This is a genomic window from Microbacterium murale (assembly GCF_030815955.1).
GTDB classification, from domain to species: Bacteria; Actinomycetota; Actinomycetes; order Actinomycetales; family Microbacteriaceae; genus Microbacterium; species Microbacterium murale_A.
Genome location: NZ_JAUSXK010000001.1, coordinates 1,338,674 through 1,363,810 on the forward strand (window position 1 = coordinate 1,338,674; position 25,137 = coordinate 1,363,810).

23 protein-coding genes and 1 tRNA gene are annotated in these 25,137 nt (G+C 67.2%); 16 read left to right on the forward strand and 8 right to left on the reverse strand.

Annotated elements, in window-relative coordinates:
• Positions 1-16 precede the first annotated feature (16 nt).
• The 5 genes from QFZ46_RS06565 to QFZ46_RS06585 are packed head-to-tail and all read left to right on the forward strand — an operon-like array spanning position 17 to position 4,370.
• Positions 17-979, forward strand: a complete 963-nt coding sequence (locus QFZ46_RS06565) for an ABC transporter permease (protein WP_307364514.1) — start codon at positions 17-19, stop codon at positions 977-979.
• Entirely contained in the window at positions 976-1,839 is an 864-nt protein-coding gene (locus tag QFZ46_RS06570) for an ABC transporter permease (protein WP_307359621.1), read from the forward strand. Before QFZ46_RS06565 ends, QFZ46_RS06570 begins: the two co-directional genes overlap by 4 nt.
• On the forward strand, positions 1,836-2,657 hold the full coding sequence (locus tag QFZ46_RS06575) for an ATP-binding cassette domain-containing protein (protein ID WP_307359623.1): 822 nt from the start codon (positions 1,836-1,838) through the stop codon (positions 2,655-2,657). The genes QFZ46_RS06570 and QFZ46_RS06575 overlap by 4 nt, the downstream gene beginning before the upstream one ends.
• Positions 2,654-3,430: an ABC transporter ATP-binding protein gene (locus QFZ46_RS06580; protein WP_307359625.1), complete on the forward strand. Its 777-nt coding sequence runs from the start codon at positions 2,654-2,656 to the stop codon at positions 3,428-3,430. Before QFZ46_RS06575 ends, QFZ46_RS06580 begins: the two co-directional genes overlap by 4 nt.
• Positions 3,431-3,458: 28 nt before the next feature.
• Entirely contained in the window at positions 3,459-4,370 is a 912-nt protein-coding gene (locus QFZ46_RS06585; protein ID WP_307359627.1) for a helix-turn-helix transcriptional regulator, read from the forward strand.
• A gap of 248 nt (positions 4,371-4,618) precedes the next feature.
• Here the strand turns inward: QFZ46_RS06585 and QFZ46_RS06590 are convergent, their stop codons facing one another.
• Complete coding sequence (locus QFZ46_RS06590; protein WP_307359630.1) at positions 4,619-5,947, reverse strand: DUF1254 domain-containing protein; 1,329 nt, start codon at positions 5,945-5,947, stop codon at positions 4,619-4,621.
• 165 nt (positions 5,948-6,112) lie between these two features.
• A complete protein-coding gene (locus tag QFZ46_RS06595; protein ID WP_307359632.1) occupies positions 6,113-7,315 on the reverse strand; it encodes an MFS transporter in 1,203 nt (400 codons plus the stop codon).
• Between the two features lie 288 nt (positions 7,316-7,603).
• On the opposite strand from QFZ46_RS06595, the gene QFZ46_RS06600 reads away from it, so the two are divergent.
• Complete coding sequence (locus QFZ46_RS06600; protein WP_307359634.1) at positions 7,604-8,467, forward strand: serine protein kinase RIO; 864 nt, start codon at positions 7,604-7,606, stop codon at positions 8,465-8,467.
• 76 nt (positions 8,468-8,543) lie between these two features.
• Entirely contained in the window at positions 8,544-9,914 is a 1,371-nt protein-coding gene (locus tag QFZ46_RS06605) for an MFS transporter (RefSeq protein ID WP_307359636.1), read from the forward strand.
• 16 nt (positions 9,915-9,930) lie between these two features.
• Here the strand turns inward: QFZ46_RS06605 and QFZ46_RS06610 are convergent, their stop codons facing one another.
• Entirely contained in the window at positions 9,931-10,488 is a 558-nt protein-coding gene (locus tag QFZ46_RS06610; protein WP_307359637.1) for a MarR family winged helix-turn-helix transcriptional regulator, read from the reverse strand.
• Positions 10,489-10,577: 89 nt separating this feature from the next.
• Between QFZ46_RS06610 and QFZ46_RS06615 the strand changes: the two genes are divergently transcribed.
• A complete protein-coding gene (locus tag QFZ46_RS06615) occupies positions 10,578-11,420 on the forward strand; it encodes a MarR family winged helix-turn-helix transcriptional regulator (RefSeq protein WP_307359639.1) in 843 nt (280 codons plus the stop codon).
• A 121-nt stretch (positions 11,421-11,541) separates the two neighbouring features.
• Here QFZ46_RS06615 and QFZ46_RS06620 read toward each other — a convergent pair whose 3' ends face one another.
• Positions 11,542-12,195 (reverse strand): TetR/AcrR family transcriptional regulator, encoded by a 654-nt coding sequence (locus QFZ46_RS06620; protein WP_307359642.1) that lies wholly within the window; start codon positions 12,193-12,195, stop codon positions 11,542-11,544.
• Positions 12,196-12,287: 92 nt separating this feature from the next.
• On the opposite strand from QFZ46_RS06620, the gene QFZ46_RS06625 reads away from it, so the two are divergent.
• Entirely contained in the window at positions 12,288-13,187 is a 900-nt protein-coding gene (locus QFZ46_RS06625) for an alpha/beta hydrolase family protein (RefSeq protein ID WP_307359644.1), read from the forward strand.
• Here QFZ46_RS06625 and QFZ46_RS06630 read toward each other — a convergent pair.
• The 3 genes from QFZ46_RS06630 to QFZ46_RS06640 are packed head-to-tail and all read right to left on the reverse strand — an operon-like array spanning position 13,166 to position 16,043.
• Positions 13,166-14,323, reverse strand: a complete 1,158-nt coding sequence (locus QFZ46_RS06630) for a hypothetical protein (RefSeq protein WP_307359646.1) — start codon at positions 14,321-14,323, stop codon at positions 13,166-13,168. The genes QFZ46_RS06625 and QFZ46_RS06630 overlap by 22 nt on opposite strands.
• A 40-nt stretch (positions 14,324-14,363) precedes the next feature.
• Entirely contained in the window at positions 14,364-14,969 is a 606-nt protein-coding gene (dcd, locus tag QFZ46_RS06635; protein ID WP_307359648.1) for a dCTP deaminase, read from the reverse strand.
• Positions 14,970-15,005: 36 nt separating this feature from the next.
• A complete protein-coding gene (locus tag QFZ46_RS06640; RefSeq protein ID WP_373457668.1) occupies positions 15,006-16,043 on the reverse strand; it encodes a zinc-dependent alcohol dehydrogenase family protein in 1,038 nt (345 codons plus the stop codon).
• Positions 16,044-16,202: 159 nt separating this feature from the next.
• Between QFZ46_RS06640 and QFZ46_RS06645 the strand changes: the two genes are divergently transcribed.
• The 7 genes from QFZ46_RS06645 (at position 16,203) to QFZ46_RS06675 (ending at position 24,082) form a co-directional block, all read left to right on the forward strand.
• Positions 16,203-17,576: a purine-cytosine permease family protein gene (locus tag QFZ46_RS06645; protein ID WP_307359653.1), complete on the forward strand. Its 1,374-nt coding sequence runs from the start codon at positions 16,203-16,205 to the stop codon at positions 17,574-17,576.
• 28 nt (positions 17,577-17,604) lie between these two features.
• Positions 17,605-19,158 (forward strand): hydantoinase/oxoprolinase family protein, encoded by a 1,554-nt coding sequence (locus QFZ46_RS06650; protein WP_307359655.1) that lies wholly within the window; start codon positions 17,605-17,607, stop codon positions 19,156-19,158.
• Positions 19,155-20,246, forward strand: a complete 1,092-nt coding sequence (locus QFZ46_RS06655; protein ID WP_307359658.1) for a DUF917 domain-containing protein — start codon at positions 19,155-19,157, stop codon at positions 20,244-20,246. The genes QFZ46_RS06650 and QFZ46_RS06655 overlap by 4 nt, the downstream gene beginning before the upstream one ends.
• A complete protein-coding gene (locus QFZ46_RS06660; RefSeq protein WP_307359660.1) occupies positions 20,243-21,346 on the forward strand; it encodes a DUF917 domain-containing protein in 1,104 nt (367 codons plus the stop codon). The genes QFZ46_RS06655 and QFZ46_RS06660 overlap by 4 nt, the downstream gene beginning before the upstream one ends.
• 9 nt (positions 21,347-21,355) lie before the next feature.
• Positions 21,356-22,393 (forward strand): DUF917 domain-containing protein, encoded by a 1,038-nt coding sequence (locus tag QFZ46_RS06665; RefSeq protein WP_307359663.1) that lies wholly within the window; start codon positions 21,356-21,358, stop codon positions 22,391-22,393.
• Positions 22,390-23,898 (forward strand): PucR family transcriptional regulator, encoded by a 1,509-nt coding sequence (locus QFZ46_RS06670; protein WP_307359665.1) that lies wholly within the window; start codon positions 22,390-22,392, stop codon positions 23,896-23,898. Before QFZ46_RS06665 ends, QFZ46_RS06670 begins: the two co-directional genes overlap by 4 nt.
• A gap of 110 nt (positions 23,899-24,008) precedes the next feature.
• Positions 24,009-24,082 (forward strand) — tRNA-Gly (locus tag QFZ46_RS06675).
• A gap of 15 nt (positions 24,083-24,097) precedes the next feature.
• Here the strand turns inward: QFZ46_RS06675 and QFZ46_RS06680 are convergent.
• Positions 24,098-25,093 carry a nitrilase-related carbon-nitrogen hydrolase gene (locus QFZ46_RS06680; protein ID WP_307359668.1) on the reverse strand — a complete coding sequence of 332 codons (996 nt, stop codon included), beginning with the start codon at positions 25,091-25,093 and terminating at the stop codon, positions 24,098-24,100.
• Positions 25,094-25,137: the final 44 nt, after the last annotated feature.

The following is a 25,137-nucleotide window of genomic DNA, read 5'->3' on the forward strand; positions in this document are numbered from 1 at the left end:
GACTCATTGCGTGCCCATGCTCCCCTATCTCCTCCGTCGCCTTGCATTCCTCGTAGTGTCGCTCGTCGTCGCGATGATCGTGATCTTCGTACTGCTGCGCCTGCTGCCCGGTGACCCCGCGAACGCATTGCTGTCGGTGGATGCCACACCGGAGCAGATCGCGGCAGCGCAGGCGCAGGTGGGATCTGATCAGCCGCTCGCGCAGCAGTTCTTCACGTGGGCGGGTCAGATGCTGCGCTTCGACCTCGGCGACTCGTACATCAGCACTCTTCCGGTGGCGCCGGAGATCGCATCCCGCCTGCTGATCACCCTGCCGCTCACGCTGCTCGCGTTCACGCTGGCACTGGTGATCTCGGTCGTCGTGGGAATCACGGCCGCCGTCAAATCCGACCGCTGGTACGGCTCGGTGCTCTCCGGCTTCTCGCAGCTCGGCATCGCGGTGCCGGTGTTCTGGGTCGGCATCATCCTGGTCTGGACCTTCGCGCTCGGCCTCGGCATCCTCCCCTCCGGAGGCTTCCCGCGCGACGACTGGGAGGATCCGGCCGAAGCACTGCGCGCCCTCATCCTGCCGGTCATCACGATCGCGCTCGTCATGAGCGCCTCGCTGGCACGCTACGTCCGCGCGGCCACGCTCGACGTGCTCGGCAGTGACTATCTGCGCACCGCGAGGGCGGGCGGCTCCGGGCTGGGCGAAGCGCTGCTGCGACACGGACTGCGCAATGGCGCCGTGCCGGTCGTCGCCATCCTCGGCATCGAGCTGTCGACCACTCTGCTGGGAGCCGTCGTCGTCGAGAGCGTCTTCTCACTCCCCGGTCTCGGGAGCATGCTGCTGACGGGCATCGAACAGCACGACTTCGCGAACATCCAGGGCGTGCTCGTGGTCAGCACCCTCTTCGTGCTGCTCGTCGGCTTCGTCGCCGACATCGGCCAGCGCCTCATCGATCCTCGCCTTCGAGGCAGTGTGGCGGGCAACCGATGAGCGCCGTCGTCGAACAGCAGATCGAGGATGCTGCGCCCCGGCGCCGCGTCGGCCGTCACGCGACCCTCGTGCTCGGGCTCTCCCTCACCGGGCTCGTCGTGCTCCTGGCCGTCGTGTCACTCGTCTGGCTGCCGTACCCGCCCGCCGACATCAGTGGCGGACGGCTGGAAGCCCCCAGCGCCGCGCATCTGCTCGGCACCGACAAGCTCGGGCGCGACCTGTTCACACAGCTCATGATCGGCGCACGCATCGCCCTGCTCGTCGGGATCGGCTCCGTCGCCCTCGCCGCTGCGCTCGGTGTGCTCATCGGTCTCATCGCCGCGTTCGCACGGCCATGGGTGGACGACTCGCTCTCCGCCACACTCGATGTCGTGATCGCCTTCCCCGTCCTGCTGCTCGCGATGCTCGTCGTGGCCGTGCAGGGCGCCTCGCTGTGGTCGGCGATCCTGGCGATCGGTCTCGCGATGTCCGCGGTCGTGGCCAGGCTCACCCGCATCCTCGCGCGCCGCGTCCTGCAGGAGCAGTTCATCACCGCTGCGCGCACGAGCGGCACGCGCTGGCACGGCATCGTCCTGTTCCACGTGCTTCCCAACATCGCCCCCACGCTCGGCGTGAACCTCGCCCTGCAGTTCGGTGCGGCAGTGCTGGCAGAGGCGAGCCTGTCGTACCTCGGACTCGGCGCACCGCCCCCGAACGCATCGTGGGGTCGCCTCCTGCAGGAGGCGCAGGGCACCGTGCTCACCGCTCCGGTCGGCGCGATCGCGCCCGGCATCGCGCTGGTCACGCTCGTGCTGGGCGTGAACTTCGTCGCCGATGGCCTCCGCGACTTCATCGACCCCACTCGCCGGAGGCAACGATGAGCCTTCTCGACGTCTCCGGCCTCACCGTCTCCGCCGGGCAGCAGCGTCTGGTCGACGACGTGTCGTTCACGATCGCGCCCGGCGAGCGCGTCGGCGTGATCGGGGAATCCGGATCGGGAAAGTCAGTGACCTCACTCGCGGTCACCGGGCTCCTGTCCGACGCACTCACCGCCTCCGGATCAGTGCTGCTCGACGGCACGCAGGTCATCGGCGCTCCGGACAGAGCGCTTCGTCCCCTGCGCGGCCCAGTGGCCGGCATCCTGTTCCAAGAGCCACTGACCGCGCTCGACCCGCTCATGCGCGTCGGACGGCAGATCGCCGAGCCGATACGGCGCCATCTCGGCCTGCGCGGGGATGCTCTGCACGATGCCGTACGCGCCGCACTCGAAGACGTCTCTCTACCCGATCCCCGGTTCGCGAGGGCGTTCCCGCACGAGTTGTCCGGCGGGCAGCGCCAGCGCATCGCCACCGCGATCGCCCTCGCCGCGCGGCCGAAGCTGCTGATCGCCGATGAGCCGACGACCGCACTCGATGTGACCGTGCAGGACGAGATCCTCGCTCTGCTCGACCATCTCGTGGCAGAGCACGACATGGCGCTCATGTTCATCAGCCACGACCTCGCCGTCGTATCGCGCATGACCGACCGGGTCGTCGTGATGCGAGACGGCCGCGCGGTAGAGCAGGGATCGGTCGAGCAGATCGTCCGCGAACCGCACGATCCGTACACGGCAGCGCTGGTCGCGAGCGCCCGGGCCCTGGATTCTGTGCTCGATGCGCCCGCATCCGCGGCGCCCACGGACGGCGAGGCCGGCCGATGAGCATCCTGGAACTGCGCGATGCGCGCTTCGCGTACGGCAGCCGCACCGTCGTAGACGGCGTCTCGCTCAGCGTCTCCGCAGGTGAAGCCGTCGGACTGGTCGGCGAGTCCGGTGCCGGCAAGTCGACGATCCTCGCCCTCCTGCTCGGGCTCGCGTCACCGAGCGCAGGGAGCGTGCATTTCGACGGCGGCCCGCTCGATCGCCGTGATCGCGGCCTCATGCGGCGGTTCAGGGCGAACGTGCAGACCGTGTTCCAAGACCCGTACTCCTCGCTCGACCCCCGTCAGCGCATCGACCGCATCGTGGGAGAGCCGCTGCGTTCACTCGGCATCGCACGCGGCGACGAGGCGAGGCAGACGGTGACGGATGCCGTCACCTCCGTCGGTCTGGATGTCGACGTGCTGGGGCGGTACCCGCATGAGTTCTCCGGTGGGCAGCGGCAGCGCATCGCCATCGCCCGCGCGATCGTCTCGAAACCCCGGGTTCTGCTCGCGGATGAGCCGGTGAGTGCCTTGGATGTGACCACGCGCATCCAGGTGATCGAGCTGTTGCAGAGGCTTCGCCGCGAGACCGGCCTCGCGCTGATCATGGTCTCGCACGACCTGAGTGCCGTCGCCGCGCTGTGCGAGCAGACCATCGTGCTGCAGGGCGGACGCGTGGTCGAACAGGGCGCCACCGGTGCCGTACTGCACAGCCCGCAGACGGAGTATGCCCGAACTCTGGTGTCGGCGATCCCGCGCCTGCCGCCGCCACACACCGCAGAACAGGAATAGGCGCCGTCGCCTGATCGTTGCCACCACCATGGCGACGATCGATCAGGCGACACTCGAACGCGTGCTCTCCGGGGTGAACGTGTTCTCCGGCGGGACACGACGCGTCGAGTTGCCGTCATCCGGAGCGCTTCCCCTCGCCGACGGCGTCGTGAGCTTCGTGCACGTCGTCGCCGGAGCGGTGCGAGGCCACCCGCCGCTTGCCAGCGGATGCACTCTCGGCATCGACCGTGCGACCCAGACGATCAGCGTCACTCAGCCGAGCACGCCTGGCGAGTTGGCTGCGGGCGGTGCGCTGCTCACGCTGGGAGATCGCTCGGTCATCCTCGACGCACCGAATGGCGCCATTCTGGCTGTGGGCGAGTTGGAACTCACCGACCCGAGCGCACTGCAGATGATGCCGGATTTCGTCGTCGTCAATGACTTCGCTGCACTCGAGCCGGCCGCCGCAGCTCTCGCGGCCCAACAGGGAACGCCCCCGTTCGCTGCCACGGATGCGCGCTCGGGCGATCCCTTGATCTGCCGAATGATGGCGACCACGGTGCTTCTATCTGTGATCCGTGCGTGGGCGGAGAAGGGCTGCGCTCCCGACGGGTGGGCTGCTCGCTCGAGCGACCCGTTCCTCGACCGCGTGATCGCGGCGATCCATCGGACGCCGGGGCGCGAGTGGACCGTCGAGTCACTCGCCAGCGTCGGAGCCATGTCACGCTCGGTGTTCGCCGAACGATTCCGTGCAGTCGTCGGCCAGTCGCCGGCGAGCTACGTCACCGACGTGCGGATGGATGCGGCGAAGTCGATGCTCGCTGCCGGAAACACGGTGTCGGGGACGGCAAGAGAGCTCGGCTACTCCTCGGATGAGGGCTTCAGCCGCGCGTTCCGCCGCGCGACCGGTGTGACACCGTCGCGCTGGAGAACGAGCGAGCGCACCCCGATACCGGCCTGAACTCGTCCGCTACTTCCGCAACTCGGCGGTGGCCGTGGGGCGGTACGCAATCACTCTATGTACGTCTCTCGCACTCTCCAGCAACCTGATCTGCGCTGGGTTCACCGAAAACGATCGTTTATGGCGTGCTCCGGTCTCGCGTCCCGGAACGGGGTCCGATAACGTTCACCGGAATCACCATACGGCGGGGGTTCTCGGTCGGCTCGTAAGCCGGACTTGGCTCAGCGTCAGACCGTGATTCGGTTGCCCTATCTCTTGATGATCTTCGGCGGGGTGAAGTCGCCGGCAAGGGTTTCGGTGGTGGGCGAGTAGAGCCGGAGCATCGGGGCGAAAGCTCCCTGTGGTGCGGGTAGCCAGTTCGCTTCGCGCTCGGTCCCCGGGGAAGTGTGCTGGATGTAGATGTCGAGCGAGCCGTCACGGTTGAGAATCAGAGGGTCGCGGTCGCGAATCACGAAGCGGTTGAGAGGGTTCGGCACCTGGAAGCCGTCGCCGTCGTACATCGTGAGGGACCAGAAGGCATCCACGCCCGGCTGTTGACCGGCGTCGAAGTGGAGCACGTAGTCGTGTGCTCCGGTGAATGGTTGACCATCGGCGTCGGCGAAGGCGTTGGGGTAGATCGCGTCCTCGGGGAGGTTCGCTCCGAGGCCGGCCATTGCGACAAGTGCGCGCACGCGGTATGAGGTGCCATACGTTCCAAACGACTGCTCCCAGTTCCACCCGTTACGCACGATGCCGATGCTGGCTTCGGTCATCGCTCTCACGAGATCCTGCAGGGCCGTGTCTCGGGCTGCCGAGACGGCGGCATTTGCTGCATCGTCCAGCGCAGCGGGGTTAAAGTCCTCGCCTGGCACGATTCCGATGGCGCGCATCCGGTGCAGGATCGGGTAGTCGTTAGCGTGCGGCGGGTTCTCTTTCAGTAACTCGGCGAAGAGTGTGAAGAACTCGATGCTGGTGAGCGCGTTCGCCTGCTCCAGTGGCGGCGTCACATCATCCACGCTCGGGTCGACGGGCGCAGCAGAAGGCGTGCTGGATTCTTGGCCGTACGCGTCCAAGCGAATGATGCGGTACTGGTCTTGGATGCGGTGCACCTCGGCAAAATCGTCGGGGCCGTTGCTCTGCGTGCGACCCATGACCCAGACGTGCGGCGTCGGGGCGACGATCAGATCGAGTCCGCTGGGGACCTCGCCGCTCCACGCAGGCGGCGCGATGAGGAAGTCGCGAGCTTCGCCGAGAGTGTTTCGGCTGCCGGGAACGGCGAAGATGTCCGTCCACATGTCGAGCATGGGTGTGAGGTAGTACCGATCCGGAGCATCGGGGGCGTGGAGGATCACGGGTCCGTCGCGGAGATCGAGCCACGCGAACGAATAGAGCGTGTCGAAGTTGAAACGAACGACGTCCTTGGAGTCTGCTGCGGGGTACTCCCGGGCGTGTGCAAACTGGTTCGCCGGTGCCCGCAGCAACGCAGTATTCGCGTCCGGGACGTTCGTCATCTGCCGCCGTGTGTACTCCATCGTCACGAGCGGGTACGCGTAAAGGTACGCGTCGACGGCGACCTTGTTGAGATCGAACTGCGACATTGTGCATCTCCCCCTGGAGTCTCGCCTGTTCCTCGAAGCCTAGAGCGAACCGCGCCCCAGAGGCGAGCTCCGAAGGACGCAGCCCGCAACCACCGATCTCAGCGGTGCGCGTCTGGCCTGCCGGAAACGATCGATTTCGGCGTGCGTTGCTCGCCCCCGTTCCGCCTAGGAGTGCGTTTCGGCCGGGGTGCGGTTCGAGAGACCGAACAGCGCGGCACCCGCCACCAGGGCGGCGGCGCCGAGACCGTACGATGGCTCCACGCCGATGCTGTCGACGAGCACGCCGCCCACGCCCGCAGCGACCATGATCGCGCCCTGGAACCCGACGACGACGAGGCTGCCTCCGGCTTCCAGGCGATCAGGCATCCGGTGCCCGACCCACGTGTTGACGACGATCAGCCAGGAGGCGAAGAAGAAGCCCCAGACGAATACGGCGATTCCGACGCCGACGATGGAGCCGGACAGCACGATGGTCGCTCCGACGGCCACCGCGATCACGGCGGGACCGAGCACGGCGAAGAGTCGGAACGAGCGGTCGATGATCACGCCGATGGTTATGGTGCCGATCAGCCCGCCGACACCGAAGAGTGCGAGCAGCACCACGATCGTGCTCGCGTCGACGTCCGGCATCCGCTCCAGCGCGAGTCGGATGTACGTGTAGGCGAGGAAGTGCCCGAGCACCACCAGGACGTGCCCCGAGAGTCCGAGACCGACACCGGGGCGACGGATCGTGTCGATGAGAAGTCTGAAACTGGAGACCTGCGCGGCGGGGACCTGCGGGAGCAGAGCGCGCAGGGCGATCGCGAGGAGCCCGGTGGCGATGCCGGCGAGCGCGAACACGCCGCGCCAGTCCATGATCTCGCTCAGCAGAACACCGACCGGAACTCCCGCGACGGTGGCCAACGATGTGCCGGCCGAGGTGAACATGACGGCACGACCGATGCGCTCCGGTCCAGCGATCCGCATGGCGACCGTGATCGACATCGCCCAGAACGTGCTCAGCGCCGCACCGAGCAGGAAACGGGCGAGGAGGATGATGATCAGGTTCGGCGAGATCGCGACCACGAGATTCGACACCGCAGCGGCGAGCGCCATCCACACCAGCAGAGTGCGGCGATCGAGGTGCGGGAACACCATCCCCACAGTCGGCGCGACGATGAAACCGACGAGCGCGGTGACCGTCACCGTCTGCCCAGCCTGGCCCGGTGTGATGCCGAGGCCGTCTGCCATCTCCGTGAGGATGCCGTTGGGGAGGAATTCGGCTGTGACGAGCAGGAAGCTCAGCAGCATCATGACGATCAGTGCGCCGTACCGGATGCGGTCGCCGTGCGTCTCTGATGCAAGAGGTGTGGAGGCAGTCGTGGTCATGTTCCAAGACTCGCAGCATCGGCCGACCGGCGCCCGACCGTGCGTCCGCAGCATCCGATCATTCGTCCGCTGGCTTGGCGTCATGGATTCGCAGCACGGAATGAACGAATCACGTGACATCAGCGCACCCTCGCGGTAATGTCTGAGGGCACCGGGGTCGCCCCGGGAAGAACCGAGCGGAAGGAGCCGGAGATGTCCACTGTCTTCGTCGTGCCTCTCGCCGACATCCTTCCCCTCGAGGCCGCTCGCTCCTGATCCGCGCGTGGTCTCCCTTCCGGAGCAACCACCGTGAATGATCCTTTCGCGTCGTTCGACGCATCCCTCTCCTTCGACGAACTCCCCTATACCGAACTCTCCTTCGCCGACGTCGAACCCGGCGACGGCCAGCGCTGGTCGACGTGGCCGGCCATCACCCCTTCCGAACGCGGTCCCGAGCCGTGGCCCGCATGGGTCGTGACCTCGGCTGGCGCGCTCGACACCGAACTCGGCATCCTCAAGACCGGCAAAGAGGCCGACGTGTTCCTGATCGAGCGCGCTGTGCCGGATGATCCGGCGCAGCGCACGCTGCTGGCGGCGAAGCGCTACCGGAGCGAGGAGCACCGCAGCTTCCACCGATCGACGGCGTACACCGAGGGTCGTCGGGTGCAGAACTCTCGTGACGCGCGTGCCCTCGCGAAGAAGTCCACCTTCGGGCGGGAGGTCGCCGCGGCCGAATGGTCGTTCGCCGAGTTCAATGCGCTGAGCCGGATGTGGGAGCTCGGCGCTCCTGTGCCCTACCCCGTGCAGGTCAGCGGCACGGAGGTGCTGATGGAATTCATCGGAACGGAGGCCACAGCAGCGCCCCGACTCGCACAGGAGCGCGGCGACCGTCGGGCTCTCGCCGACTACTACGCCCAGATCGTCGACATCATGCGCATCTTCGCGGCAGCAGGGTTCGCCCACGGCGACCTCTCCCCGTACAACCTCCTCGTTCACGAGGGGCGGGTGCGCGTGATCGACCTGCCGCAGATCGTCGACATCATCGCGAACCCGCAGGGCCTCGACCTGCTGCATCGGGACTGCGTGAACGTCTGCGACTGGTTCACGAGGCACCGGGTGGCGTGTGATGCGGAGGGGCTGTTCGCCGAACTGGTGGCGTCGTCGTACGCGTGAGCGGCGGTGCCGCTTCGAGAACTTCGACGCGGCGCGCCGCTACCTCTCGTTCACCGGATCCCGCCAGACTTCGACCATGAGCGCTTCCACACCGAAGGCCGAAGACATCGAACGCCCCGCCCGCAGTCGCGGTGTTCTCGCCTGGGCGCTGTGGGACTGGGGATCCGCCGCATTCAACGCGGTCGTCACGACCTTCGTGTTCAGCACGTTCCTGGCGAGCCAGTTGTTCGTCGATCCCGAGATCGTGGCGGCTGCTGCTGGAGATGCGAAAGACCCGACACTCGTGGCTGCGCTCGCGGGGAACGCCAGCCTGGTCGGCTGGGCACTCGCGATCGCCGGGGTCCTCATCGCCGTGCTCGCCCCGGTCCTGGGCCAGCGTTCCGACGGAACCGGACGCCGCAAGCTCTGGCTCGGCATCAACACGGGCATCGTTGTACTCGCCATGGCAGCGATGGTCTTCGTCGTCGGCGCTCCCGAATACCTCATCCTCGGCGCGACCCTGCTCGCCGTCGGCAACATATTCTTCGAGTTCGCGGGAGTCAACTACAACGCCATGCTCGTGCAGGTCTCCACGAAGGAGAACATGGGCCGGGTCTCCGGTTTCGGCTGGGGCATGGGATACGTCGGCGGCATCGTGCTGCTGGTCATTCTGCTCGTCGGCTTCATCGGTCTGGTCTCGAGCCCGGGCCCGCTCGGGATCACGACGGACGGTGGCCTTCACATCCGTCTCGCGGTACTCGCCTCCGCCGTCTGGTTCGGCGTCTTCGCCATTCCGGTGCTGCTGCGCGTACCGGAGATCCCTGCCCGTGAGCGACAGAATCGAGTGGGGTTCTTCCGCTCGTACGCAATCCTCGGTGGCACGATCGCGAAGCTGTGGCGAGGGAATCGGCAGGTGCTCATGTTCCTGCTCGCGAGCGCAGTCTTCCGCGACGGACTTGCCGGTGTCTTCACCTTCGGCGCGATCATCGCCGCACAGGTCTTCGGTTTCTCCAGCTCGCAGGTGCTCTACTTCGCCGTCGCCGCCAACGTGGTCGCGGGTATCAGCACGATCATCGCCGGCCGCCTCGACGATGCGTTCGGTCCTAAGCGAGTGATCATGACCTCCCTCATCGGACTCGTCGTCGCCGGCACCGCCGTGCTGTTCATCGGCGACGCGCAGGTGGGCTTCTGGATCGCCGGACTCATCCTGTGCATGTTCGTCGGACCCGTGCAGTCCGCGAGCCGGTCGATGCTCGCGCGCATCACTCCGGAAGGACGTGAGGGCGAGATCTTCGGACTGTACGCGACCACGGGCCGCGCTGTGTCATTCCTCGCCCCGACCCTGTTCGCCCTGTTCGTCGGCCTCAGCGGTGACACCCGCCTCGGCATACTCGGCATCGTGCTCGTCCTGCTCGTCGGACTGGTGCTGATGATCCCGGTCAAGGCGAAGCAAGCCGTCATCGAATAGGGACCGCACTTCCGATTCAACTCCCCCAGTTGTCGGCGAGCTTGCTCAGCAGCCTGGCGAGCTCGCGGCTCTCCTCTTCGGTGAACGACTCGAGAGCCTTCGTCAGCACCTCGCGCCGCTCGCCGCGCATGCCGCGAGCGATCTTCCGACCGGCGTCCGTGAGGGCGATGCGCGTGCGCCGTGCGTCGTCGGGGTCGGCCTCCCGCTGCACGAGTCCGCGTTGAACGCCCTGCTGCACGAGTCGTGAGGCGCGCGGCTGATCGACGCCGACGGCCTCGCCGAGTGCGCTGACGCTCAGCGGTTCGGATGCTGTGGCCAGGGCCTCCAGCATCCGCATCCACGCCGGTCCTCCCAGGCGCCCGCCAGGTCCGCCGGCCCACGGCGGAGGCACGATCCCGCGGCGGCCGAGCGGCGGGTGTTCGCCGAGCCCATGGCCATGCCCGTGGTGGTCCCCCGTGAAATCGCCGCGCATCCCATGCGGGCCGCCGCGCCCTGGGCCGTGCGGTCGCCGTCCGCGCAGGCGCGACAGAGCTTGCGCGATGATCTCGGCCGGATCGGGATTGTCAGTGCTCACGCATCTGATTTTACATGCGACTTGACATGTATTCGAATTGCATGTCAAACTACATATACATGCACAGTTACAAGCAAAGGATTCATCCCATGAACACCATCAACACCGATGAGACATCCCGCCCATTCGGATTCTGGCTCAAGGCCGTCGACCGCCTCATGGCGGTGGAGTTCGCCAACGCTTTCGAGTCCGAGGGCATCACGCGCCGCGAATGGCGCCTCTTGAACGTCATCGACGGCACGATGCCGGCCGGCCGGCCGAAGAGCGATCGTCCGCTGCCCGCACATAAGCTGACGCGGCTGATCGAGCTCGGCTGGGTGACGGATGCCGAAGGCACCTGGACCCTGACCGACGAAGGCCGCACAGCCAAGGAGCGCCTCGGCAGCATCGTCGACGGCATCCGCGCGAAGGTCACCGACGCCGTTCCCGCCGACGACCTCGCCACCACCACGGTCACGCTCGAGCAGCTTGCCCGCGCGTTCGGCTGGGACGAGGAGACGCCGCTCCCACGCGGACGCGGACGCCGCGGCTTCGGCCCATTCGGTTTCGGCGGACCCCGCGAGTTCGGACCGGACGGCTTCGGGCCGGACGGCTTCGGGCCGGACGGCTTCGGACCGCACGGCTTCGGACCGCACGGCTTCGGCCCTCGCCGATTCGGACCCCACGGGTTCGACACGCACGGCTTCCGTCAGCGGCATTTCGACCACGAGGGCCACGGCGCTCCCGAGCGCGACCGGCACGAGCACAGCCAGCACGGCGAACATCCGTTCAGCCACGACGCCGACCGCGGACACCGCGGCGGCCGCCAAGTCCACGAGGGTCACGGGCACCGAGGCCACGGCCGCGGTCGTGCGCACTTCGCACACTTCGTGCAGGGCTCCTACGAGCGCGGCTTCGACGCCGGATTCACCCGCGGCCGCGATGCGCAGTGAACTCTGAGCATGAAAGAAGAATAACGCGGGTTGTGAGCAATCTTCACCCGCCCTTTTCTTCTTTCACCCGGCCTGCACTCCCCAGTTTCACCGATGGCGGATGCTTCGGCATCCGCCATCGTCATTTCTCGAGTGCGACGACCAGATCTCTCGCGGCGCCGGCAGCGATGAGTCGTTCCGTCATCGCTGCTGCTGCCAGCACGTACGGACGGTCGTCATCCATGAGCAGCGAGCGCGAGTTGGACTCCTCGTACAGAGCGATCAGATGGAACGCGAGCACCTCTGCACCCACCTCATCGATCGCCAGCTCGCCGGCATCGGCGGCGAAACGGACCTGCGCCTCGATGTAGTTGTACCAGTCGGTTGACGCGGCACGCACAGCGTCGCTCACCGCTCCCGGCTTGGAATCGACATCGGCAGCCGTTGCTGCGAAGAAGCATCCGCCAGGGAAGACCCGATCGCGGGAGTAGGCCATCGCGCCACGCAGCAGGGCGACGAGACGCGGTAATCCGCGCGGTTCTTCGCGTGCCGGAGTGATGATCCGGTCGATGAAGATCTCCCTGGCCGCGGCGATCGTGGCGAGCTGAAGCGCCTCTTTGCTGCCGAACAGCGTGGCGATACTGCTCTTGCTGTGACCCGAGGATCCGGCCAGACGCCCGATCGTCAAGCCGTCGAGCCCCTCGACGGAGGCGAGGTCGGTCGCACTGGACAAGACGACGCGCCTCGTCGCGTCGCCGCGTGCGCGCCGCCCATCCTGAACGAGTTTCTCCGCCATACCCCTAGTGTACGCACGATCGTTCGTATACTCTACATACGATCGTACGTATTCATCGGCTCGGAAACCCATCAGCCCAGGAACGAGGAATCATGTCTGCATCAGTGACCGCTCTGCGTCACAGCATCCGTCTCTCCGCCGCGATCTCGACGACGATCGCGGCTCGACTCGCCCTCAGTGCGTTCTTCCGACCGGGTCCGAAGATTGCGGTGCACGAAAGGGATGCGGCGACCGATCTGGCCGGTCATCGTGAGTATCTGCGGATGCGAGGCCAGGACATCGCGACGTATCGATGGGGTACGGGACCGCGCACGGTGCTGCTGCTGCACGGATGGCAGGGGCGGGCCTCGCAGCTCGCACCGCTCGTCCGCGAACTGGTCTCGTCGGGGTACCGGGTGGTGTCGTTCGACGCGCCCGCGCACGGCGCCTCAGACGGTCGACGCGCCGACGTCACCGACTGGCTCGACGCGAGCGCCGAGCTCTCGCGCCGCTACGGCGGCTTCGAGGCCATCATCGGACACTGCTTCGGCGGTCTCGCCGGCCTGACCCTCGCGCGGGATGACGCGTCGATCCGATCGGTCGCGGTGATCGCCAGCGCGGCGAGCCCCACGGCCTTCCTGCAGGAGTTCAGCACGATGCTCGAACTCGACGACGCGACACGTTCGGAATTCGAGCGGCTCTTCTACGCACGGCTGGACGACACCCCCGCCACGGCGATCGCGCACTATGACGCCGTCGCTCGCCCACTTCCGCACGCGACGGAGCTCCTCGTCATCCACGATCGGGAAGATCGCCGGATGCCGGATGCCGGATCTCTTCGCCTTCACGACGGGCACCGCGGACGGTCACGGCTCATCCGTACATCCGGGCTCGGGCATGCCAGGCTGCTCTCGGACGACGCCGTGCTCGATGCGGTCGTCGCGATGACGAACGGCGGCGTGGATGCCGTCGATGGTCTGGAGGTATCGGCTCAGATCGGCAGCGCGAGGTAGAAGTCGAACACCGCGCCGTCGGCGTTCGGGCCCGCGACCTCCATCACCCACGGCCGGCCTTCGTCCCCGGTGACCGACCAGAGCACGGTCTCGCTCGCATCGGTGAGGAACGAGTCACGGATGCCGGAACCGTTGTCGTAGACGCTGTCCGAATGATCGGGCGAGCCGCGCTCTGCAGAAAGCGTCGCGAATGCGTCATCCGCCGCGACGTCGTCGTCGAAGGCCCAGATCGTGAAGGTCAAGTCGCCCGCGATCGATGCATAGTGTCCGACGACGGTCTCGGCTGCAGGAAGGCTCGCGGGGTCAGCGGTGGTCCACTGCCCTGCGAGGGTCCAGATGACGCCGTCCTGCCCGACGACCTCGTCACCGACGAGCGCAGTGACGTCAGTGCACACCGCAGCGCATCCGGCAGCGGCCGTGGGCGCTTCGGTGGTGAGTGTGGGTGCGGTCACGGTGGTCGTGTCGACTGCTTCGGATTCGTCCTGCGACGACGCGACGGTCGTCTCTTCGGGTGACGGCAGTGCCAGTGGCGCGTTGTTCGCGAGGTAGGCGATCAAGACGATGGCGCCGATCAGCAGAATCGTGAGTCCTGCGAAGATCGCGACCGTCCAGCCACGGTAGCTGTTGCCTTCCGTACCGCCAGCGGCCGGGCTGACGTAGTTCCGGCTCGCCTCATCGCGGGCCGTCGCGGCGCGCGATGCAGCGGCGCGCGACTCCGCCTTCTGCGCGGCGGTCGGCGGAACCACCTCCTGCTTGTGGGCCGATGCCGAGGTCCATGTGTCATCGGGCGCCCAGGGTGTGCGCTTGCGGAGCGCGGGCGCGTCGGTCGCGTCAGCCGCAGCATTCTCGGACGGCGCCGGCGGGATGACCGGGTCCGGGATGACAGGCTCCGCGCCAGGCGGCGGCGGCACCGCGCCGAACGTGGGCGGCGGCGGCACTTCGAAGTTCTCGATGGCCGCCTCAGCATCGGGGATCGCGACCGTCTCGGGCGCGGGGACGGCGAACGGCTCTACACCAGACGCGGAGGATGGTGCGGACGGGGCCGGTGGCACCGGAGGTTCACCACCGGACACGGGCGCATCAGTCGTGGCATCCTCGCCGGGATTTTGCGGGTTCTCCGTGTTTTCGCCGCTCACGCTCTCGATACTACGTGCGGACCCGACGATGTTCGCATGGTCAGCCGCCGAACGACCCCAGGTCGGTGTTGCCGACGTCGGTGCGGTGGAAGTTCTGGAACGAACGGGATGCCGTCGGTCCGCGCTGACCCTGGTAGCGGTTGCCGTAGGGGCCGGAGCCATAAGGGTTCTCGGCGGGAGAGGTCAGGCGGAAGAAGCAGAGCTGCCCGATCTTCATCCCCGGCCAGAGCTTGATCGGCAATGTCGCGACGTTCGCGAGCTCAAGGGTGACATGCCCCGTGAACCCGGGGTCGATGAATCCTGCCGTGGAGTGCGTGATGAGGCCGAGTCGCCCGAGTGAGCTCTTGCCCTCGAGACGTGCGGCGATGTCATCAGACAGCGTGACCTGCTCGAACGTCGCGCCGAGCGCGAACTCGCCGGGGTGCAGGATGAACGGCTCATCGGGCTTGACCTCGATCAGTCGCGTGAGCTCGGGCTGATCCTCGGCGGGATCGATGAACGGGTACTTGTGGTTGTCGAAAAGCCGGAAATACCGATCCAGGCGCACGTCGATGCTGGACGGCTGGATCATCTCCGGCTCATGCGGAGCCAGGCCGATCCGGCCGGAGGCGAGTTCTGCTCTGATATCGCGGTCGCTGAGAAGCACGGGTTCAGCCTAGTCAACACGCAGTGGCGCGCCGGCTCAGCCCACCCGGGCGACGACCATGCCCCGCGCGGCCTGCGGATCATCCATCGCGACGAGGGCGTCCGCGGCGCCCTGCAGATCCACGACGTCACCGATCAGTCGTTCCGGATGCAGCCTGCCGTCACGGACCAGATCCAGCAGCGCCGGATAGTCGACAGCCGGCATGCCGTGCGAACCGATCACGCGGAGCTCCCAGGCGACGACGCGGCCCCATGGGAGCGGGGCCTCCGCGTTCTCGCCGAGCATGAGGCCGACCTGAACGTGCGTTCCTCTGCGGCGAAGGCTCCGGATCGCCGCGTGCGCGGTCGCCGCCGACCCGATCGCGTCCACTGTCACGTGAGCACCGCCCGCCGTCGCCTGCGCCACGGCATCGACGGGGTCTGACTCCCCGGAGTTCACGGTGTGCACGGCGCCGAGGGCGCTGGCACGTTCCAACGCAGCTGCTGAGACATCGACCGCGGTGACTCGAGCCCCGAGCGCCGTCGCGATCATCACGGTCGAGAGCCCGACGCCTCCGCAGCCGAACACCGCCAGTTCCGTGCCCTCACCGACCTGCCCGTGCGCGGTCACGGCGCGGAACGCCGTCGCGAAACGGCATCCGAGGGACGCTGCGGCGAGCGCGCCGACGCTGTCGGGAAGCGCGACGAGATTGACGTCAGCTGCTCTGACGACGACGTACTCCGCGAACGAGCCCGCATGAGTGAAGCCCGGTTGCGTCTGATCCGGGCAGACGTGCGCGTCGCCGGCGAGACACCAGCTGCATGTCCCGCATCCGTTGACGAACGGCGCTGTCACGCGATCGCCCAGCTCGAATCGCCGCACATTCGCACCGACCGCTGCGACGACGCCGGCGAACTCGTGACCGGGTATGTGCGGCAACGGCACCGGATCGTGCCCGCGCCAGGCGTGCCAGTCCGAGCGGCAGACGCCTGTCGCCTCCACACGCACCAGGGCGCCATCGGACGGGCACTCCGGAACGGGAACTTCACGAACCAGAGGCCGCTCACCGGAGGCCGAGTACACGACCGCACGCATGTCAGAGGGAAGCATGGTCCCATTGTCGCCCGCTGCCGTACGCGGCACCGGTGTGCATAGTGCTGAATCCAACGCCAAATTGCCGCTATCTGCATATATGCGCGTCACGGGCACGCCAGTAGCGTGGCCGCAACCCGTCCCCTTCCTCTGGAGAACCCCATGGCTCGCATGGCACACGCAGACGACTTCGCTCTGACCCGCGTTCGCCCCGAGGCGCAGAAGCACTGGTTCGGAATCGCGGTTCAGCGATTCGGACAGGTTTCGGCGCTCTCCCAGTTCCTGCTCGGCGCGACGCTCGGCTTCAGCATGACGTTCGGTGAAGCGTTCCTGGCGCTTCTGCTCGGATCGATCATCCTCGAAGTGATCATGTGCATCGTCGGCATCATCGGGCAGAAGGAGGGGCTGAACACGGCACTCCTCGCACGGTGGACCGGCTTCGGCGAGATCGGCGCGTCGCTCGTCGGCCTCGCCATCGGCATCAGCCTGATCGGCTGGTTCGGGATTCAGAGCGCCATCTCCGCGGAGTCGCTCGATGCGCTGATGCCCGGCGTCATGCCCATCTGGGTCTGGAGCCTGCTGTTCGGACTCGCGGTGACCGCGATCGTGGCATTCGGATTCAAGGGGATGCAGTGGCTCGCCAACATCACGGTGCCGCTGTTCCTCATCCTGGTCGGATGGTCCATCATCAGCGAACTCGCCGATCACGACCTCGGTGAGCTGCTCACCGGACCGGCGCCTGGACCGTCCATGAGCGTCTGGGCGGGCACCGGAATCGTCGCGGGCGGTCTGATCGTCGGCGCGATCATCACCGCCGATATGACGCGCTTCAACCGTTCGCGTGCCGACGTGATCAAGCAGACGGTGGTCGGTGTCTCGCTCGGAGAGTTCGTCATCGGCCTCGCCGGCGTGCTGCTGGCGCACGCCGCAGCATCCGGCAACATCGTCGCCATCGTCACCTCGTCGGTCGGCCTCGTCGGTCTGATCATCGTCATCACCGGCACCTTGAAGATCAACGACTGGAATCTCTACTCGTCGACGCTGGGGCTTGTGAACTTCATCTCGACGGCCTTCGGCAAGAACCTCAACCGCGTCACCACCACTATCGTGCTCGGCATCGTCGGCTCGGTGCTGGCCGCAGCCGGCATCCTCGGGCAGTTCGCGGGCTTCCTCACGATTCTCGGCGTCGCGTTCCCGCCGATCGCGGGCATCATGGTCGCCGAGTACTTCATCGTGCGCCGCTGGCGGCCCGAGCTCGACGCGACGCGGGCCAGCGGAAGGCTCCCGGAGACGGCACCTCGAATCGTGCCGGCGACCATCATCATCTGGGCGGTCTCGGCCGTGGCCGGTTACTTCATCACCTGGGGTATCCCTCCGGTGCTCTCACTGGTCCTCTCGATGGTGCTTTACGTGATCGCCGGAAAGCTCGGCTGGGTCCGCGGCGTCGGGATCGCGCAGACCGCCCAGCTCCCAGTCGACGCAGACGGCCGCCCCGGCGACGCGGTGCCCGATCGCGCCACCGGCACCACGAACTGAACCACAGCAGCAGAAAGCGAACACCCCTATGCACATCGGTATCGACGTCGGCGGAACCAACACCGACGCAGTTCTCATGGACGGCACCCGAACGCTGGCAGCCGTCAAACACGCCACCACACCGGATGTCACGAACGGAATCGTGCAGGCGATCGGAGATCTGCGAAACGGCCATCACTTCGACGGCGACCAGATCTCCGCGGTGATGATCGGCACCACGCACTTCATCAACGCACTCGTGCAGGCCAAGCGACTCGCTCCGACCGCCGCGCTCCGGCTCGGCCTTCCCGCGACGAAGGCGCTGCCTCCGCTCGTCGACTGGCCTGCGGAGCTCGTGGAGGCGATCAGCGCGCGAAGCTATCTCGCGCACGGCGGCTACGAGTTCGACGGCCGACCGATCTCCCCGCTCGATCCGGACGAGCTGCGCGCGCACGCCGCCGATATGAAGGCCAACGGCATCCGCTCCGTCGCCATCTCATCCGTCTTCAGCCCGGTCAACCACGATCTCGAGATCGAGGCCGCGCGGATAATCAGCGAGGAACTCGGACCGGATGTCGCGATCTCGCTGTCCTACGAGATCGGCCGCATCGGCCTGCTCGAGCGCGAGAACGCCACGATCATCAACGCAGCCCTGCGAGAGCTCGCGTCCGAGATCGTCGACGGACTGACCGCGGCAGTGCGCAAGCAGGGCATCGAGGCGCCGATCTTCCTGAGCCAGAACGACGGAACGCTCATGGATGAGGACTACGTGCGCCTGTACCCGGTCGCGACGTTCGCGTCAGGACCGACCAACTCCATGCGCGGCGCCGCCCTGACCAGCGGTCTCGCGACCTGCGCCGTGATCGACGTCGGCGGCACGACAGCCGACATCGGGCTGCTGATCAACGGCTTCCCCCGGGAGACCGCGAACGAGGTCAAGGTCGCCGGCATCCGCACGAACTTCCGGATGCCGGATGTGTTGTCGCTCGGCATCGGCGGCGGCAGCATCGTGAACGAGGAGACCGCCGAGGTCGGACCCGAGTCCGTCGGCTACCGCCTCATGACGGACGCGCTGGTCTTCGGCGGCTCCACGCTCACTGCGACGGACATCGCCGTCGCGGCCGGACGTGCCGACATCGGAGACGCCTCGAAGGTCGCGCACCTCGACCGCGAGTTCGTCGATCGAGTGCTCGCCCGGATCGGCGAGCGCGTGGCGGAGGCCGTCGATCGGACGCGCACCTCGCCCGAGCCGATCCCCGTCGTCGCCGTCGGCGGCGGCTCGATCCTCCTCTCCGACGAGCTGCCGATCTTCGGTGCCGTGCACCGGCCGGAGAACTATGCCGTCGCGAATGCCATCGGAGCCTCCATCGCGCAGGTCGGCGGCGAGATCGACAAGGTGTACGCGATCGAACCAGGTCGACGGGAGGAAGCCATCGCCGCGGTCCGTGCCGAAGCGATCGACAAAGCGATCGCCGCCGGCGCAGTGCCGGCATCCGTCACCATCGTCGACTTCGATGAAGTGCCCATCCCCTACCTGCCGGGCAACGCCACACGGATCCGCGTCAAGGCCGTCGGCGACCTCGAGATGGAGGAGTCGCGATGAGCTGGACCATCACCGCCGAGGACATCCCCGGACTCGCCAGGGGCGCCGCCGTGCTGGGCACAGGAGGTGGCGGCGATCCCTACATCGGTGCGCTGCTCGCTGCGCAGGCCCTCCGACAGCATGGCGATGTGACGGTGGTGTCCGTGGATGAAGTACCCGACGATGCCCTCGTGCTCACCGTCGCCATGATGGGCGCTCCAACGGTCATGGTCGAGAAGCTCCCGAGTCTCGACGAGGTCGTCGCCCCGGTGCACGCGCTCAGCGCTTCCCTCGGCCGTCCCGTCACGCACATCGCGTGCGCGGAGGTCGGCGGCGTCAACTCCACGATTCCGATCGCCGCCGCCGCGGCCCTCGGTCTTCCGCTCATCGACGCCGACGGCATGGGTCGGGCGTTCCCCGAACTGCAGATGGTGCTGCCGACGCTGTACGGCGTCGCTGCGTCTCCGCTCGCGTTCGGCGACGAGAAGGGCAACGTCGGCGTGCTGAACACTGTCGACAACAGCTGGACCGAGCGGATAGCACGAGTGGCCTGCGTCGAGATGGGCTGCTCCGTGATGATCTCAGGATTCCCGATGCTCGGATCCCAGGCCCGTGAGGCTCTCGTCGCCGGCTCGCTGACCCTCTGTCGCGAGATCGGCGACGGCATCGCCCACGCGCGTGAGACCAACACCGATCCCGTCCAGCACACCGTCCGGCTTCTCGGCGGTCTGGAGCTCTTCGCGGGCAAGGTCGTCGATGTCGAGAGAGCGACCACGACCGGCTTCGCTCGGGGGCGGGCACGGATCGAGAACCCGGACACGATGCTCGAGCTCTTCTTCCAGAACGAGCACCTCATGGCACAGCTGGACGGTCGCACTCTGGTGACGACCCCCGATCTGATCATGGTGGTCGAACACGATTCGGGTGAGCCGATCACAACCGAGGGGCTGCGTTACGGTCAACGCGTGCGGGTCATCGCTGCGCCGAGCGACGAACGCTGGCACAGTGCGGACGGGCTCGCGATGGTGGGTCCGGGCTACTTCGGCTACGACATCCCCTCCCACCGCTTCGACGGTCGTGTCGAGGGCCTGGCGGAGGAAGCGGCATGAGCTGGACGCTCACAGCTGCAGACCTGAGTGACCTCGCCCGTGGCGCCACCCTGCTGGGTACGGGTGGCGGCGGTGATCCGTACATCGGCAAGATGCTCGTCGAGCAGGTTCTCGGACAGGGCTCGATCACCGTCCTCGACCCGGATGATCTGAGTGACGAGATGTTCGTGATCCCCACCGCGCAGATGGGCGCGCCGACGGTGATGATCGAGAAGATCCCCGCGGGGTTCGAACCGACCCTGGCTCTGCGCACGCTCGAGGAGCACCTGGGGCGCCGTGCGGATGCGACCATGCCGATCGAGTGCGGCGGCATCAACTCGATGATCCCGCTGGTGGTCGCGGCGGAGACAGGATTGCCCGTCGTCGACGCCGACGGCATGGGTCGCGCCTTTCCGGAGCTTTCGATGGAGACCTTCGCGGTCTATGGGGTGCACGGTTCACCCCTCGCTCTGGCCGGGGAGCGCGGAGAACGCGTCATCATCGACACCGGCGACGACGACAAGCAGATGGAGTGGCTCGCACGCGGCATCGCCATCCGCCTGGGCGGGGTCGCTCATATCGCCGAGTACGCGATGAGCGGCGCCGAGGTCAAGCGCACCGCGGTGCCTCGAACGATCTCGATGGCGCTGGCACTGGGTCGCGCGATCCGTCTCGCACGCGAGGAGAACCGCTCGCCCTTCGAGGCCATCGCCACCACCCTTTCCACGACGCTGTACTCGCATGTCCGAGAACTGTTCGTGGGCAAGGTCTCTGATGTGGAGCGCCGCACGACGGACGGCTTCGCGAAGGGGAGCGCGGTCATCTCCGCTCTCGACCCGTCGAGCACGGATCGGATGGAGATCGCGTTTCAGAACGAGAATCTGACCGCGCATCGCAATGGCGAGCTCGTGGCCATCGTGCCGGATCTCATCTGCGTCGTCGACCACGAATCCGCTGAGCCGATCACCACGGAGGGCCTGCGGTACGGACAACGCGTCCGAGTGCTCGGCATCTCCACTCCCGAGATGATGCGCACGCCGGAGGCGCTTCGCGCATTCGGACCGGCGGCCTTCGGCCTGAGCGAATCGTTCACCCCGGTGGAAGGGCGGGCCCGAGCCTAGGCTGGACGCATGCCATCCACCCTCGAGCTCGACAGCCTCCCGGCGCTCGCGACGGGGTACGCGCTGCTCGGTTCTGGCGGCGGTGGAGCCACGCGGATGCTGGAGCTCGTGCTGAAGGATTCGCCGAACTGGCCGGTGACGCTGCACGATGTCGACGAACTCGACGAGGCATCGCCCTGCCTTGCGGCGGCCTTCGTCGGATCGACCATGCTCCTGGGCGAACGACTACCCGGATCGGACCCGTTCGCACGGCTCATCGCAGCCGTCGAACGGTGGCTGGGGCATCCTGTGCCGGTCGTATGCTCGCTCGAAGGCGGCGGGCTCAACGGTCTGGTTCCGTTCACGCTGGCCGGGGATCGCACGATCGTCGACGCCGATCTGACCGGCCGCGCCGTGCCAGGGCTCGACCAGATGTCGCTGCTGGTCGATCGAGTTCCCGGCATCGTCGTGGCCTGCGACACCGGAGCCGGCGGTGTCGCAGTGCTCCAGACCGATCGCGCTGTGGACATCGAGCGCGTCGTCCGGGCGGCTACCATTCAGGCCGGCGGGGCGGGTGGCATGGTCTTCGCCGGGTTCACCGTCGGTGCGCTGCGAGAGCACTCCATCGTCGGCAATACCGCGCGCGCACTCGAGCTGGGCTCGGCGTTCGCTTCCGCGAAGCAGTTGCCACTGCCGACGCTGGCGAGCGCACTGGACGGACAGCTGCTTGCGGAGGGCCGCATCACCGCGCTGGAGACCGACACCAGAGACGCTCACGTCACGACCATCGCAATCGACGGACGTGCTGGGGAGATCCACCGCCTCGTGGCGCGTTCGGAGAACCTCGCCTTCATGACGGACGGACGGCTGGATGCCGCGGCTCCCGATCTGATCGTCGTGCTCGACGCGATCTCGCGTGACATTCTCGAGGTCACCGACCTGTCGATGTCTCGTCACGTGGCGGTCATCAGCCTGCCCGGTCCACGATGGTGGTCTGATACCCCGAATCGGTTGCGACACGTCGTTCCCTCCACGTACGGGCTGAACGAGTTGGACGCCAACGGATGAGCGACGGACTGCTGCTGAGTGCACTGCTCGCCCACCCGGAGAACGGCGGCGTGCAGCTGATCGCCGGGCCCGAGGACGCGGAGTGGACAGGCGTCGCCGTGGAGACGGCCGAAGAGTCCCTTCCTCCCGAGGGCGCCGACCGGCTCGCTGTTCTGACCGGCCTGCCACCCGTTCGACCGTGGCAGCAGGATGCACTCATCCGCCGCATCCGGGACAGAGGCTTCCGCGCGCTCGCAATTCCTCACGCGGAAACCTTCGGCGCAGGTACTCGTGCCCTGGCCGGCAGGCTCGGGATCAGCCTGCTCCACGTCGATCGTCCGATGCTGCTCGCCAAGGCGTGCTGGCAGCTCATCGAGGCGCGGGATGCGTTGACACTGAACTACGTCCGCAAGGTCGCGCAGTCCATCGAATATCACGCTGATGGCCTGCCGGATCTGCTGCGCCATCTCTCTTCGAGTGTCGGACACGGGGTGGCGTTGATCGACGCCGAGGGCGTGCTCCTTCAAGCAGGCGGGGAACTCGACTCGGAGGTCCATGCCGCCATCGACTTCGGCCCTTGGGTGGATCTCGCGCGAGCGTCGGATCACGCCGCTGCCTCGGTGCGCGTCGACAGCCCCAGCCGGGAGGGTCTGCGGCTGGCGTTCTTCGGCGAGGGGCTGGGTGAGCGGCAGGTGAGCGCGTTGGCTGTCGCCGCCGAGGTCGCCATGCCCGCAGTGGCGGCGCGAATACTGATCGATGAGGTCGATGAGGTGAACGACGCGGCCGTGTCATCCGGCGTCCTGCGCGACTTCGTCGACCTGCGCGGTGTATCGGACCTCGACGTCGAGCGCCGCATGCTCGAGCGAGGTTGGCGCACGACCGGATATCACCTGGCGTTCCGCGTCATCGGTCGCAGCAAAGTGGACGCGCTTCAGCTGCTGCGGTTCGTGACGGGAGAGCTCGCCCGTATCGCGACCGATTCCCACGCGACCACGAGCGGCCGCGGGGTGAGTGGGTGGCTCACGTTCGCCGAGCCGCCGGCGCCCCCGCAGATCGAGCGTCACGTCGCGTCGCTGCGCGAGCTGCACAACGCCGCCCAGCGCGTGTTCAACGTCGCGACCGGCGTCGGATCGCTCGCCAGCGGAGCCCCTGGCCTCACGGCCTCCCTCAGCGAAGCATCCGACGCCTCGAAGATCGCGGCGAACCGCTCGGCGACCGGCTGGTTCGTTCGCGTCGACGGGCTGGGGCTCGAGCAGCTCCTGCTCGCCTGGACCGGCAACGACACCTTCGTGCCAGCGGCGCAGTCTCTTCTCGCCCCGCTGAGGTCGGGCGGCGGCGAGCTGTTGACGACGCTGTCGGCCTATCTCGATCACGAATCCGCCGTGGCACCGACCGCGGCCGCGCTCGGCCTTCACCGCAACACGGTCGCGACGCGCATCCAGCGGGCACAGGAGCTGCTGGGCGTCGACATGAGCGATCCCGAGGTTCGGCTCGCTGTGCACCTCGCCTGCCGGGCGGTGCGCTGAGCGATCCGCATCGCCCCTACAGCCAGATGATGCCGAGGCCCTTGTCATGCTTTGGCCATCCACGCGAGTGCAGGTAGGCTTGCCTTCACCTGTTCTTCATGAGCAAGTTCGGGACTGTAGTTCAATGGCAGAACTTCTGCTTCCCAAGCAGATAGCGCGGGTTCGATTCCCGTCAGTCCCTCCACTGCCTCCGGTCGGCTCAGTGCTCGATCTGGAAGTCGTCGGGCACCGGAGCGTCGGAGTGCCGCGCAGCCCGCGCGTCGCGCTCGAGCCCTGATCGTTGCGTCAGCACGCCGTAGAGCTCGGGGCGGCGGCCGAGAAGCCATCGGCGCCCGGTCGACAGAGGCAAGAGGTCCAGGTCGAGATCGGCGGTCACCACCGACTCGTCGGCGACCGGAGTCTCGGCGATGATGCGTCCGTACGGATCGATGATCATGGCGTTGCCCGTGCGGATCTCGTCGTCATCGGGGCCGATGCCGTTGCTGAAGAGGAGGAAGATCCCGTTGTCGTGCGCGCGCGATGGAAGCCAACGCATGAGCCAGCCACGGCCGTACGGTCCGTTGACCGCATCGCGCAACGCCTCAGGATCGTTCGCCCGGTTATGCCAGAGCTCAGACGGGATGACCTTCATGCCGTGCGGGCTGCGCGAGCTCGTGCCGCCCGTCTGATGCGGAGCGATGAGAACCTTCGCGCCCAGCAGCGTGACGGCCCTCACGTTCTCCACCAGGTTGTTGTCCCAACAGATCAGGATGGCCATCCGCACGCCCCACGGCGTATCGAACACGGTGAAGCGGTCACCGCTGGAGATCGCTGCGTGCTCGAAGGCGTGCAGTTTGCGGTGGACATGCACCGTCCCGTCGGGGAAGCACACGGCGTATGAGTTGTAGAGCGGGTCACCATCGGACTCGAGGAAGCCGGCGCCGATTCCGACTCCCAGTTCCGCCGCCAGGTCGATGAGCGCGCGCACCAACGGGCCGTCGGCGGGTTCGGCGAGTTCACGGAGGTGCTTGACGGTGGTCTTCGTGAGGTGCCAGTACGCGAGCAGGCACATCTCGGGGAAGATGACGAGCTGCGTGCCTCCCGCGACGGCCTCCTCTGCGAGACGTCGCACGGTGGCGAGATTGCCGGCTTTGTCGGACGGCACCGCCTCGAACTGCACCACGGACACCCGAAGGCCGGCAGCGGAATCGGTCATCTGGTCGTTCCTCTCGTCTGATCTCGTTTCCAGTCAAGAGGACC